We start from the raw sequence: 12,106 nt of genomic DNA, 5'->3' as shown, positions 1-12,106 counted from the left end.
CACCTCCTTATATTTATTTCTTTTCATTAATACACATTTCTCTCCCTTGTGATGCGTTTTCGGGTACTGATTTTCTGCACCTTCACATCCGGCGTGCTCACAGTCATCTTTGGCACTGCCTTCACATAATAATAATAATCGTCATCCTCAAACTGAACATATTCCGTTCTGGTATAATCCACTGAAAATATAAAAAAGTTATACACAGCCGCAATGGCTGCGGAAGCTATCATCCCCAGAATCAAAGGAACTATCTCCACAGAAACCCCAAACACGACATATCCCACGAATATCACCAAAAGCTCTGCCACAGAGCCTGCCACAATAGCTACCATCCATGAATAATCCATGGACAGGCGGCGGATCAGATATACAATAATAACGCCTGCTCCACAGGCTGCCACCATCACTAACATAGTCTGGTTAAAGAGGACGGATTTAAGAATCTGGCTGTATCTCTGCACTATATCCACCGATGCCTCAGTTGTGAGAACGCCTGCGTTCTGCTTTACATACATTAAAAGGTAATACATAAACACACCGCAGCCTACGGGAATGGCAGAAGCCAGGCTGCCGCCAAGCCCCACCAGCAGAGGAACCACATATGGGATATGGAACAAAAAAGCCAGAGGCGTAAGTACCATAAGCACGCTGTCTCCCGGTTTGAAGCCATAGTAGAGGATACTTACCAAAAGGATCAGCACCAGGGCAATCAACGCCATCTCCAGGGAAACCGCATAAATATGGGCCATCATCAGACAGCCCGCTAAGAATACAATCGCTCCGTAGGGAAGCAGGGCGCTGATAAGGCACACCAATAGGATTACCAGCGGATTTTTAAGCTTTGCCATATATCCGATATTGGCATTCAGGCTCAGGAACATACACAGAGCAAAGCAAAACCGGATAAGCGGCTGGATCACATAGCTAAACCTGTTATAAAACGTCTTTAATTGTTCCTTCCAAAGCAGAAGACTTGTCATTTAACTCTTCCTCCCCTGTAATCCTTTGTTTTCTCAGATCTGTCTTTTTCGTACCGCTTCAGCAGATGCTTCAGCCTGGAAACATACACCAGCTGAACTCTGGAAGCCGTATCGTACCGTCTGGAATACACAGCCCAGGTGATGAGCAGATAGAGCCCAAGCCCCGCCACATAGGTCTTTCCCCATTTGGCCGCACAGTTCAGCATATCATCTATAGACATTTCATTGAGCAGCGCTTCCAGCTTATAGAGTATCCACATCAGAAGAACCAGAAGGTAACAGAACGTATAGCCGAAAAAGGAGCGGAACATCTGTCCGCCAACATAGTCCCTCTTAAAATATCGATTGATGGGAAATATTTTCCTGCCTTCGTTTTTCTCAAATATGGCCAGTTCGGTCATTGCACCGACCTTTTCCTCATTCAGCATACAGGCACTCCTTATGTTTTCCTATGACATATCAATTTAGTATACCACAATTTTTTCAGTTTTGCGACACCTTAAATGAATTTTTATAATTTCGTAAACCAAGGAGAGGCCAAAGCATGGTTTTTAAACCAGCTTCCGCCCCGGAAAGGATCAGCCCATATCCATCGTTTTCTTTCTTTCAGATGTAGGCTCCAGCCCTTTAATAACAGTAGCTGTGATACTTTGTCTGCAAATACACTCCTTTTCCCTGCCTGCTTCCTGACTGCCAGACTACATTGCCAGGCAGGACGCTTCCATTTTCCAGCAAATATCTGGCATTGGCCCAATTCCTGTGAGACGGCTCCCTGTAGTAATTCCCATCCTTTGTACAGGCATACTGTCCCGGCTGAAAAACCACTCCCTGAATGGAGTCTGGAAAGGCGGGATGGGCTACACGGTTAATAACCACAGACCCAACATACAGCTGCTCATCATCCGGACAGTTCTGGGCCTCTCCGCAGATAACGTGAGCCAAAATATAAAGCTCCTCGTCTGTATAGGAACGGACTACTGTAGGCATATCAGAAAGGCTCTCTGTCTTTATATATGCATAGCCATTCTCCGTGGTAATCCTGGACCATCCCTGCTCCTCCCCCACAACCTGAAACGAGCTATTCAGTAACGTCTGATCCAAAAGCTCTGATTCCTCACTTGGTTCTCTGCGGATATCCGCCCCCTGGCAATTTGCATATTTTGTGGTAATACCTACCGCATTTTTAAACAGGTTTTTATAGTGACTTAGCAGCTCCTGAGCTGCCTGATACGCCTCAGGGCTGAATTCTGCCGCCCGGGCTGATAAAGGCAGAGATAAGGTTAATGAAATTGCTGTCATTGCTGTAATCAGTAATTTTTTCATAGCTACTCCTTTTTGTCGCATTCATTACCAAATTTGTGCATTTTTATATAGCGTTCCCAAAAAAGGAGTATTTAAACAGCCTTCCCAAAAACATAGGGTTTTAGCAAAACAGGGCCAAGCGCTCACTAACTGTCTAAAGCCCATAATAAAACACGGCTCCAGCCGCTGCCATGGAACCGTGTTTTTCTGTTTTAAAACGTATCATTTTGTTTCCTCTGCTATCAGCCTTCAATTTTGCAGCAGCTCTTCCATTTGATTATATTTAAGGCTAATATCATGAACAGCAGGCTTCCTTATTCCAGACAAATTTGCCCTTTTGATTGTCGAAACCGTAAAAATCTGCAAACGAAAGGCGGAATATATCACGTCCGAATACCGGAAGCTTTATCCGGTTTTTGATTAGATACTGGTAAATCCCGCTGCCTGAAATATTTCCTACCAAAAGGATGCCTGTTAAAACGCCGTCCTCTACCAAAGCCTTCCGGTAATTATTCGTATCCTCTTCTGTAATCACCTGAGTCTCTGAACCTATTCGGTTGATATCGCCGATACATAAGGAAGGAAGGCCGAAAAAATTCATGGTATTCTTCATGGCATAGACATCTTCATAGGCAGTGAGAATCCCGCACATATTTTTAGCTGCTGTTATTCCCTGCTTCATAGCGTTAGGCCATATACCGGAGAGGCCGCAGACATCCCCTGCCCCGTAGACATGAGGAACCGTAGTAGAAAGATACTGATCCACAACCAGCCCGCGGCCTGTTTCCATACCACACGCTTCCAGAAAGCGGATTTCTGGACGCACTCCGGCAGCTACCACCAGAAAATCGCAGGGCAGCTCCTCCTGGCTGTCCAGAAGCAGCGCCCTTACATAGCCGTCCTCATCCAGACGAGTACCGGAGGCCTTCGCTGATAACCGGAAGCTGCAGCCTTTTGATTCAAACAGCCGCTGATATACAGCCGCAGCCGCTTTATCCAGCTGCAGGGGCAGGATACGGTCAGCCATTTCCACAATGACCGGCTTAATCCCCTGCTCCAGCAGACCCCAAGCTGCATCCATCCCCACCAATCCAGAGCCTATGATAACAGCCCTCGCTCCCCTTCTGGCAGCGGACCTGATAGCCTGCGCATCTGACAGATCCCGAAAGCCAAATACATTCTTTGCCTCCCTAAGTCCGGGAACAGGGGGTATCAGGTAATAGGCGCCGCTGGCTATCAGGAGTCTGTCATAAGGTATGGAGCTTCCGTCCTCCACTTGGATACAATGTTCACTGCTGTTTAGCCTGGTCATGGCTGTTCCCGGCATCCACTGAATACGGTTCGCCTCAAAAAAGTCCGGGGCAATAAAGCTTAGCTCCTTAGAGCTGCGTTCTCCTCCCAGATATTTATGGAGCATACAGCGAGAATGAACCTTGTCATCCTTTGATACCAGGGTTATATTCCCCTCCTTGTCCAGCTTTCTCAAGGTTCTGGCCGCGCTGATTCCAGCTGCTCCTGCTCCTACAATCACATATCTCATGGCTGTACCTCCTCTACCCAGATGGCTTCCTTTGGACAAGCCTTTACGCAGCTTGGTTCACCGCCGCTGTCCTTACAGAAGTCACACTTGATAATCCGGCTTTTTGAAGTGTCCTTAGGCTTTAATACTCCAAAGGGACAGTTCATCACACACATGAAGCAGGCTGCGCACCGGCTTTCATCGTATTCCACTATGCCTGTAGCCGGATTTTTGGAGAGAGCGCCGCTCATACATGAATTTACGCACTCCGGCTCATCACAGTGCCGGCAGAACACAGGACGGTAGGAGCCGTCTGCCTGTCTGTAAATAAAGTTGCGGCTTTCGTTGGAAGGGTCTGTCAAATCTAAGTCATATATGCTGCCTTTATCTGCCCTGTGGGCATTCATGCAGGCGAGTGTGCAGTTCAGGCAGCCATCGCACCTGCCAGCATCAATCCATATTCGTTTCATAACCAACCCTCCTATATGTTCAGCGCTTTTCTCTTATCTTCTATGATCTTCTCCAATATGCTGGCCGACTCTGCCGCATCGCCATTCACTATCACCTGTCCTCCTGTCAGGTTCTTCATATCTTCTGTTAGCACTTTCGTTACCAGAGCGCTTCCTGTAATAAAGGGAGGAAGTCCCAGATGGAGGGGCAGTCCCAAAGCCAGGCCAAAGGCGCCGTCTGCCAGAGCCTGCTCCTCCAGCCACTGAGCGGCAGAAAGCACCAGTGGAAGCTGAGGAATGTCCACATTCAGGGCTTCTGCCAGCTCAGTGGCCACCATTTCCAGCCTTCCTATGGCAAGGCAGGGTCCGAAATTAAGCACTGGAGGAATCCCCAGAGTTTCGCATACAGCCTTAAGATTAGGCCCTGCCAGACTGGCTGCCTCAGGCGTCATAAGGCCACAGTTTTCCAGTCCTCCTGAGGAGCAGCCGGCAGTAAGCACCAGTATATCTCTGGCAATCAATTCCCTGGTCAGCTCCACAGTCAGAACATCATGTCCTCCCGCTGTCAGGTTAGAGCAACCTACTACTCCGGCAATACCCTTAACATGTCCTGCGGCAATCAGGTCAATGAGAGGCTTCCAGTTTCCGCCCAGAAATTTCTTTAAGGACACCTCACTTACACCGGTAAGGGTATTCTTGTTGCCATGCTCCGGCATCAGGTTCAAAGCTACGCTGCTTCGGCGCTTCCTGTAGGATATAATAATTTCCGCAAGAATCTCCTGCGTGATCCTCTCCCTGTCCTCATATGTAAAAGGCTTCAGCTGCGCATTTCGCTTCTTAGCCACGTCATCCAGACAGATTTGCTTGATATCTAGCTTGTCACAGATAGGCTCGATTCCTGGCAGAGTACAGTTAAACTCACTGAGCACCGCATCAATGGCTCCCGTAGCCAGCACTGCTTCACTGGTGTAGTTATTCCCTGCATGGCCGCTAAAAATATCCTGATAATGAACGCCTCTAAGCTGCAAATCCTGTCCCACGCAGGTACAGCCCACCAAACGGAAGCCCTTTGCTCCTGCCTTTTTAGCCAACTCCTGCACCTCTTCCCTTTTCAGCTGCTCCTGAAGATGTACAAAGATAGAATGCTGATGTCCAGTAATCATGATATTAATATAATCCGGATCAATAACTCCCAGACCCACCGGGGCCGGCATCATCTCCGGCTCTCCCAGCATCACATCATTCAGCAGATTCGTCAGGGTCAGTCCATAGATGCCTGTGGAAATCCCAAGCTTCAAGCAGTGAAGCAACATATCCACAGGATCTGAATTCAGGTTAGTGGAGCATTTCACAACTCCAGAACAGACCTCTGATTTGGCGCCTCCTGGAAGAATGCCCAGCTCGTTCCACCTCGCTAGCCTGGGAGCATAGGCCAGCTTTTGCTGAAGCTTCATCGGTACGTAATCCGGAAGATAAAGATCCTCCAGCACAGCCTGGGCCACTGCGGCCGCCTCTGTATGAGGATCGCTTTTAGGGATACCAAACAGCTCACAGAGATGCTTTAAGGCGTCCATTCCTTTGATCTCCCCCTTTGCCAGAGCCGTCTGCTTCAGATTCAGAGCCGTTGTCTCAACCACATGAATATAACAGCCGGAACCGGCCGCTACTGCCCGCAGAAAATTCCTGGCTACGATAACATCGGCAGAGGCTCCGCAGATTCCATGAGGAGCCTGAGGTGTAATGCGGCAGGGACCATTGGAGCAAAGCCGGCAGCATACCCCCTGAAGGCCAAATCCGCATTTAACGGACTGCCCCTCCACACGGTGGTGGGACGTTTCCACCGGAAGTCCTGCAATATAATCCTCCAAAGGCTTATCTGCGCTTTTGCAGGTTGTACAACTGTAACAATGATTCATGTTAGATACCTCCTGTTGCTATTTGTCGTAGGTGCAAATGCTTTATTTAAAGTGGATTATTTTAGTCCACTTTATTAGTAAAAACTACCTGAATTTCCATGGTATGCCTTCAGCTCAGCCAAACAGTTTGTCTAATGTTTTTTTCCCAAGCTCCTGCTCCAGAACCCTCTGGACCCTTGCCAGCTCCCAATGAACGCTGCAGCTTCGTCTATCGCTGTCTGAACCGCACATATTATATGCGCCTTCCGCAATCCTATTATCAGGGGAAGACGCCTGACCGAATGATCCATTTCTATATTCGCAGCGGTATCCCGTTCCAAGGCAGGGATTAAGAAAAAAGTCCCGGTCTATAGCCCGAATCACATCCAAAAGAGTAAGAGTTTCCAGACTCCTCCCCAGACTGCATCCGCCTCCAGCCCCCCTGCGGATAGACACCATACCAGCCCGATCCAGCTTTTTCAGTATCTTATAGGCAAATTGCCTGGGAACCAGCTCTCTTTGACAAATTTGCTCTATGGTCTGCTGCTCTCCGTTCTTTAGAGCACGCAGAATACGGATTGCATAATCAGACTCTCTTGTTATCATCATGACCATACCGCCTTCTTTGTTAAACTTCTAACATTTATCATTATTATAGCAAATTTGATAATTTTTATCAAGTAGAAGATGGATATTTATTCGGTTTAACTGTTTATTTCTTGCTCTCTCATTCTTCTGTTTACAAGCTTAGCTCAAAAATGAAATTCCGCAAGATATGTACTATGAAATATATCTTACAGACTTAATTCCATTTATATTTCGCAAATCGTTTATGATTACTTCTTCATCTTTCCCTACACAATTTTGAATACCTATAATTACACTTTTAATTTCTTCTTTTTTATTATAAATTTGAATGGAGCCAATTTTCATTCCCATTTTCTCAACCACATCATGGAAATCAGCCAAATAGTCTACATTATCTAATTTTATTACAACTTCTATCCAGCTTCTCTTTCGAAGCATTCTTTCTTCTATCCGCTTGAGCCGTGCAATAATGACATACACAGCCAGGGTTGCAATAAAACCGCATTTAATATAGCCAATGCCCACAATCAAGCCGATACAAGCCGATACCCATAAGCCCGCAGCTGTTGTTAAGCCGCGTATTTTTGATTTTCCTGATATAACAATGCTGCCTGCTCCCAAAAAGCCGATCCCGCTTATTACCTGTGCGCCAAGTCTTGACGGATCACCCGCACCATATTCCATGTAAACATACTCTCCAGTAAGCATCACAACCGCAGCGCCTAAACAAACCAACATATAGGTCCGCATTCCTGCCGGTTGATTGGCTTTTCCCCTTTCAAGGCCAATCACTCCACCGCAAATCATAGCGGCAAAAATTCTTAAAATTGCACTTAAAAATTCCTTATCAAATGTTATATCGATCATCTCACGAACAATTTTCATGATCCACGCTTCTTTCTCTCTGTATTTGAATGAGCTTCTATCATGTTCAGCATTAACAGCGCAAACGATTGAACGTTCAAATCCAATCATAAAAGAGGGGTGGAAACTTATATACAACGAAACGAATCGACCTATAACATTGACATATATCCGCATTCTACATATATGTATATTGTATTTCAGTTATACCTTTACATATTGAAAGCCCTTCTCCTTCAGCTTATTTGCAAAATCCGTTGTAAAGTGTATACAAAAAACCTTATTTCGTAAGTTGACCGGTATACATTTTTCCAATTCCTCTAACGGAAGATGTGATAAATGTGAAGTTTTAAATTCTGTGGTATCCTGATAGATCCGATCTATATTTCCTGCCATAAAATCTTTGTAAATATCTTGCGGTATTTCATAGGAATCACCACTATAATAGATTTTCTTTCCTTCCCATTCCATTATATATCCATAACAGGAAATATCATCTGCATGCTTTACAGATATTGCTCTCATTTTTATTTCATCGTTTTTAAATGCATAGCATTCCAATCGATCATAGATGCTACTTGCAATACCCATTAGGTTCAAAAGCTTCCACAAATCATCCTTTGGATAAACCACTGACACTTTTTTTCTCAGCACAAAATAACAATAGGAAATAATCGAAGCAAGACTCCCAATATGATCCCCATGCATATGCGTGATAAAAATTGTTATTTCTTCGTTGCGCTTTAAGATTTCTTCCTTAAATAATTTATAAAAAACACTTTCACCTGCATCAATTAAATACAAGTGCCGTCCAATTTCAATATAAGAACTTGTGTTTCCCAAAAGAGGATTAAATGCAGAACCGCATCCTAAAAACTGAAGTTCCATACGCCTCCCTTTCGAACCCCTTTTTCGATCAAGTAATCCGAACAATGCTGCGTCCAGTCCGTCTGGATAATATCAAAGCCTTTATCCACTAACCAGCCCCATCCTTTCGCAGGATCATCCATCAGAGAAACGTCATCACTATGCCCCGCTGAAAGTGGTACCCGGCTGGAATAAAGAATTGAATTTCCCCACAAAACTTTACCTTTTTTATGCATCCTGTCAATGTAGCTCTCCTGTATAACCGGAGCCTTTTCATCCGAAAAAACCAATTCTGCTCCAACAAAATGGATATTCATACGTTCAATTTTTTCAGAGCAAGAATCTTCCTGCTTGTAAATTGGCATGTAATCGACTGTCGGGGCATACGCTTCAACCATTTTTAAGGCCTTCTCAGACGGAGCGCTTTTTAGCAAAATCTGATCTGCCATATTGTGATAATTGACTTCCTTCATTACGTCGTCTAAAACGTCAATACATCTGTCCAAATTAAGAATGCATTTACCTTTGTATCTTTCCAGAATCTCTTCAAAAGAATTGACCCTTAAGAAGGTCTGAGACAAGTCTCCATTACATAATCTCATTTCCTTAATTTCTTCCGACGTATAATCCTGAATGTATATATGCCGATCTAAGTGGCTTGGTTCCATTCCTGTATGAAAAACAAATATTTTCCCATCCACACTGCGGAACAAATCAAGTTCTAGTATATCCGCTCCTTCTTTTAAAGCAATATCGAAGGATGCTGTTGTATTTGGAGGAATATTCCCCCCTGAAGTTCCTCTGTGTGCCGCAACTAAAACACCTCTTTGTTTTCTTTGTTCCATTACCTTTAACATAATGCCTTGCCTCCTTTTTTCTTTTTTAGGAATATAGCTTTTATCTTCTCAAATCCACCATATCGTCCAAGCCATAAAGCCACCATAGAAATTACCATTAATACAACCGTATAAACAAATGCCATCGCTTGGGCATCGATCGTTGCTGTTTCATCTGTTGCCTGTTTAATTACAATTCCTAATGGCATAAATAATGGATGGCATAAAAATACAGATAAATCATATTCTGATAAAAGACTGTTAAAATTAAGCACAACAACCGAAAGCACAACTGGTAATATAATCGGAAGAATTACTTTTCTCATTGTATAATATGGCTTTGCTCCCATAGCCTGAGCAGCCTCTTCCATATTTCCGTCAAGTCCCACAAAGCCCGCTCTAATCATTCGATACGAAAATGGTATTTTAACAATGATGTATGCAAACAATAAAATGGCAGGCGTCGCAACCAATACCTGATTTGCTAATTGAAACCGTGGTTCATCATAAGTCATCATCAAGCCTAATGCAATCATGGTAGATGGCAACAACCAGGGAATTAAAATAAACGGTTCAAACAATTTATCATATTTTTTTCTTGCTTTTGTTACAATCCGGGCAACTACAATACATATAACTGCGACAATTGCCGCTGCCGCCAAAGAATATATGATACTTACCAAATATGGTCTGTATGCAGTGGAGGAACGAAATAATTTTGCATAGTTCTCCAACGTAAAGGATTCTTTCGTAATTTTACCTGTCTTAATCGTCAGGCCGTCTGTAAAAGAGAATATCAATACATTCATAATTGGCAACATATAAATGACAAACATTGCATAGGCAACTATATGTGCAATTACATTCAAGACCGGACTTTCTATTTTCTGTTTTTCCATTCTGGCTTTTGTTTTCGACACGGAAATAAAATTACCCTTACTTTCTATTTTCTGCATAATAAATAAAAGAATGGATGTGGCAATTCCCAGAATGATTGCTAATAGGGCTGCTATATCTCTTGAACCGGTCATTCCGGCAAATGTTTTAATCATCGGATTAATCGTCTGAAAATCAGGTCCCCCTACAATCAGCGGTCCGGACATTGTGCTCAATCCGGCAATAAACGTTAACACAGTTATTGCAAAAATGGTTGGCTTCATCGTTGGAAGCACAATTTTAAACAAAATACTTGCCTGGGACGCCCCCATATTTTTCGCCGCCTCAATCGTATGATAATCCAGATTTCTTACTGCATTTGTAAGAAACATCATGTGATTGGATGTCCCAGAAAAGGTCATAATAAACAAAACAGCTCCAAAGCCAACAAACCATCCCGCATCAAGATTCGGAAAGAAATTCATAAGCACTTTTGTAACAATTCCTGTTTCTCCATATACAAATTTATACCCCGTTACCAATACAACGCCGCCGTAAATTAAGGTTGTCATAAATCCAAGACTTAATATTTTAGAACCTTTAATATCAAAATACTCTGTAAAAAGTACAATTAATATTCCCGAAATATTAACTGTAATAACCGATGCCATTGCAAGCAGGAAGCTATTTCTTAAGCTGTTCATTGCCCTGGCGGATCTCATTACTTTATCAATCGCTTCTAAAGTAAAATGTCCGTCTTTTACGAACACTTTAAAAATCAAATTTACATTAGGAAGTACCAAAAAGCTAAAAATAAACCAAATTAATACCCACTTAATCACTAAGCCTAGAATATTCACAGAGTCTAACTGCAGCTTCTTTTTTAAATTTGCCATAATATCCTCCCTTAAAACTGCATAATATCCTCAGGAGCAATATACAGATCCATAAACTCTCCTTCATGACGCAAGAAATTTCCATCATTTGTATGTAAATATTTGATGATTTCTCCACAGCAGGACAATGTATACTTTGTAAAAATACCATTAAATTCCAAATCCTCTACTTGACCTGTAATTTTGGCTCTGCCAGTCTTATTTTCACTTGAACATCTCTCAATTCTTATGAAACCGGTTTTCTTCAAATCAAAGTCCGTATTTAATTGCCGGTTGATTTCCATCAGGCAATTTCTTCCTAACCGATTAATATCGCCAATAAAATCACAAACAAATTCACTTTTCGATTCATTATAAATTTCATTTGGCGTCCCAACCTGCTCCACATAGCCATTATTAAAAACTGCAATACGGTCGGATAACGTCAGCGCCTCTTCCTGATCATGGGTTACATATAAGGTCGTAATCCCCAGATCCTTTTGCAGCCTTTTTAATTCCTTTCTCATGTCTATGCGAAGCTTTGCATCCAGGTTAGATAAAGGTTCATCCAAACATAAAATTTTAGGCTCCAAGACAATCGCTCTTGCTAAAGCTACCCGCTGCTGCTGTCCTCCTGATAACTCTGATACATTCTTTTTTAATTGTTCATTCGTAATTTTTATTTTCTCTGACACTTCATGGATTTTTTTATCAATAGCGTTCTTTGAACATTTTTTTACCTTCATTCCAAATGCAATATTTTCATAGACTGTCATTGTAGGAAACAATGCATAGCTTTGAAATACCATCCCTATATTTCTCTTTTCCACCGGCAAATGGGTCACATCTCTGTCACCAACAAAAACCTTTCCTTTTGACGGCGTTAAAAATCCAACCAACGCCCTTAAGGAGGTTGTTTTTCCACAACCACTGGGGCCAAGGAAGGTGAAGAATTCGCCTTCCTTGATGTCAAGGTTTAAATTTTCAATGGCAACAAACTTTCCATAACTAATTTCAACATTTTCATATTTTACCATGATATTCTCCCTGGA

At 43.1% G+C, this 12,106-nt stretch carries 12 protein-coding genes; all 12 read right to left on the bottom strand.

Features of this window, described 5'->3' with window-relative positions; translation table 11 throughout:
* Nucleotides 1-26: 26 nt before the first annotated feature.
* Nucleotides 27-983, bottom strand: a complete 957-nt coding sequence (locus FYJ39_RS13040) for an ABC transporter permease (protein ID WP_154472909.1) — start codon at nucleotides 981-983, stop codon at nucleotides 27-29.
* Nucleotides 980-1,411: a hypothetical protein gene (locus FYJ39_RS13035; protein WP_154472908.1), complete on the bottom strand. Its 432-nt coding sequence runs from the start codon at nucleotides 1,409-1,411 to the stop codon at nucleotides 980-982. Before FYJ39_RS13035 ends, FYJ39_RS13040 begins: the two co-directional genes overlap by 4 nt.
* Before the next feature lie 199 nt (nucleotides 1,412-1,610).
* Nucleotides 1,611-2,306 (bottom strand): cell wall hydrolase, encoded by a 696-nt coding sequence (locus FYJ39_RS13030; protein ID WP_154472907.1) that lies wholly within the window; start codon nucleotides 2,304-2,306, stop codon nucleotides 1,611-1,613.
* 274 nt (nucleotides 2,307-2,580) lie between these two features.
* A complete protein-coding gene (locus FYJ39_RS13025) occupies nucleotides 2,581-3,825 on the bottom strand; it encodes an NAD(P)/FAD-dependent oxidoreductase (protein ID WP_154472906.1) in 1,245 nt (414 codons plus the stop codon).
* Nucleotides 3,822-4,274 (bottom strand): 4Fe-4S dicluster domain-containing protein, encoded by a 453-nt coding sequence (locus FYJ39_RS13020; RefSeq protein ID WP_154472905.1) that lies wholly within the window; start codon nucleotides 4,272-4,274, stop codon nucleotides 3,822-3,824. The genes FYJ39_RS13025 and FYJ39_RS13020 overlap by 4 nt, the downstream gene beginning before the upstream one ends.
* An 11-nt stretch (nucleotides 4,275-4,285) precedes the next feature.
* The gene (gene cooS / locus FYJ39_RS13015; RefSeq protein ID WP_154472904.1) at nucleotides 4,286-6,169 is read right to left on the bottom strand and encodes an anaerobic carbon-monoxide dehydrogenase catalytic subunit; all 1,884 of its coding nucleotides are present in this window, start codon (nucleotides 6,167-6,169) and stop codon (nucleotides 4,286-4,288) included.
* Between the two features lie 114 nt (nucleotides 6,170-6,283).
* A complete protein-coding gene (locus FYJ39_RS13010; protein WP_154472903.1) occupies nucleotides 6,284-6,757 on the bottom strand; it encodes an RrF2 family transcriptional regulator in 474 nt (157 codons plus the stop codon).
* Between the two features lie 171 nt (nucleotides 6,758-6,928).
* Nucleotides 6,929-7,621 (bottom strand): MgtC/SapB family protein, encoded by a 693-nt coding sequence (locus tag FYJ39_RS13005; RefSeq protein WP_154472902.1) that lies wholly within the window; start codon nucleotides 7,619-7,621, stop codon nucleotides 6,929-6,931.
* 183 nt (nucleotides 7,622-7,804) lie between these two features.
* Nucleotides 7,805-8,488: an MBL fold metallo-hydrolase gene (locus FYJ39_RS13000; protein WP_154472901.1), complete on the bottom strand. Its 684-nt coding sequence runs from the start codon at nucleotides 8,486-8,488 to the stop codon at nucleotides 7,805-7,807.
* Complete coding sequence (locus tag FYJ39_RS12995; protein WP_154472900.1) at nucleotides 8,470-9,324, bottom strand: glycerophosphodiester phosphodiesterase family protein; 855 nt, start codon at nucleotides 9,322-9,324, stop codon at nucleotides 8,470-8,472. The genes FYJ39_RS13000 and FYJ39_RS12995 overlap by 19 nt, the downstream gene beginning before the upstream one ends.
* Complete coding sequence (locus FYJ39_RS12990) at nucleotides 9,318-11,075, bottom strand: ABC transporter permease (protein ID WP_154472899.1); 1,758 nt, start codon at nucleotides 11,073-11,075, stop codon at nucleotides 9,318-9,320. Before FYJ39_RS12990 ends, FYJ39_RS12995 begins: the two co-directional genes overlap by 7 nt.
* 11 nt (nucleotides 11,076-11,086) lie before the next feature.
* Entirely contained in the window at nucleotides 11,087-12,091 is a 1,005-nt protein-coding gene (locus tag FYJ39_RS12985; protein WP_154472898.1) for an ABC transporter ATP-binding protein, read from the bottom strand.
* Nucleotides 12,092-12,106: the final 15 nt, after the last annotated feature.

It is taken from the genome of Clostridium porci (assembly GCF_009696375.1).
GTDB classification, from domain to species: domain Bacteria; phylum Bacillota; class Clostridia; order Lachnospirales; family Lachnospiraceae; genus Enterocloster; species Enterocloster porci.
Note: the sequence above shows the minus strand (reverse complement) of the source record. Positions and strands in the feature narration are given on the sequence as shown.

Bases quoted from the DNA above. Each gene is read 5' to 3' on its own strand.
- FYJ39_RS13035 (WP_154472908.1), bottom strand. From the start codon at position 1,411: ATGCTGAATGAGGAAAAGGTCGGTGCAATGACCGAACTGGCCATATTT.
- FYJ39_RS13005 (WP_154472902.1), bottom strand. From the start codon at position 7,621: ATGAAAATTGTTCGTGAGATGATCGATATAACATTTGATAAGGAATTT.
- FYJ39_RS12995 (WP_154472900.1), bottom strand. From the start codon at position 9,324: ATGTTAAAGGTAATGGAACAAAGAAAACAAAGAGGTGTTTTAGTTGCG.
- FYJ39_RS13040 (WP_154472909.1), bottom strand. From the start codon at position 983: ATGACAAGTCTTCTGCTTTGGAAGGAACAATTAAAGACGTTTTATAAC.
- FYJ39_RS12985 (WP_154472898.1), bottom strand. From the start codon at position 12,091: ATGGTAAAATATGAAAATGTTGAAATTAGTTATGGAAAGTTTGTTGCC.
- FYJ39_RS13025 (WP_154472906.1), bottom strand. From the start codon at position 3,825: ATGAGATATGTGATTGTAGGAGCAGGAGCAGCTGGAATCAGCGCGGCC.
- FYJ39_RS13030 (WP_154472907.1), bottom strand. From the start codon at position 2,306: ATGAAAAAATTACTGATTACAGCAATGACAGCAATTTCATTAACCTTA.
- FYJ39_RS12990 (WP_154472899.1), bottom strand. From the start codon at position 11,075: ATGGCAAATTTAAAAAAGAAGCTGCAGTTAGACTCTGTGAATATTCTA.
- FYJ39_RS13020 (WP_154472905.1), bottom strand. From the start codon at position 4,274: ATGAAACGAATATGGATTGATGCTGGCAGGTGCGATGGCTGCCTGAAC.
- FYJ39_RS13010 (WP_154472903.1), bottom strand. From the start codon at position 6,757: ATGATGATAACAAGAGAGTCTGATTATGCAATCCGTATTCTGCGTGCT.
- FYJ39_RS13000 (WP_154472901.1), bottom strand. From the start codon at position 8,488: ATGGAACTTCAGTTTTTAGGATGCGGTTCTGCATTTAATCCTCTTTTG.
- cooS (WP_154472904.1), bottom strand. From the start codon at position 6,169: ATGAATCATTGTTACAGTTGTACAACCTGCAAAAGCGCAGATAAGCCT.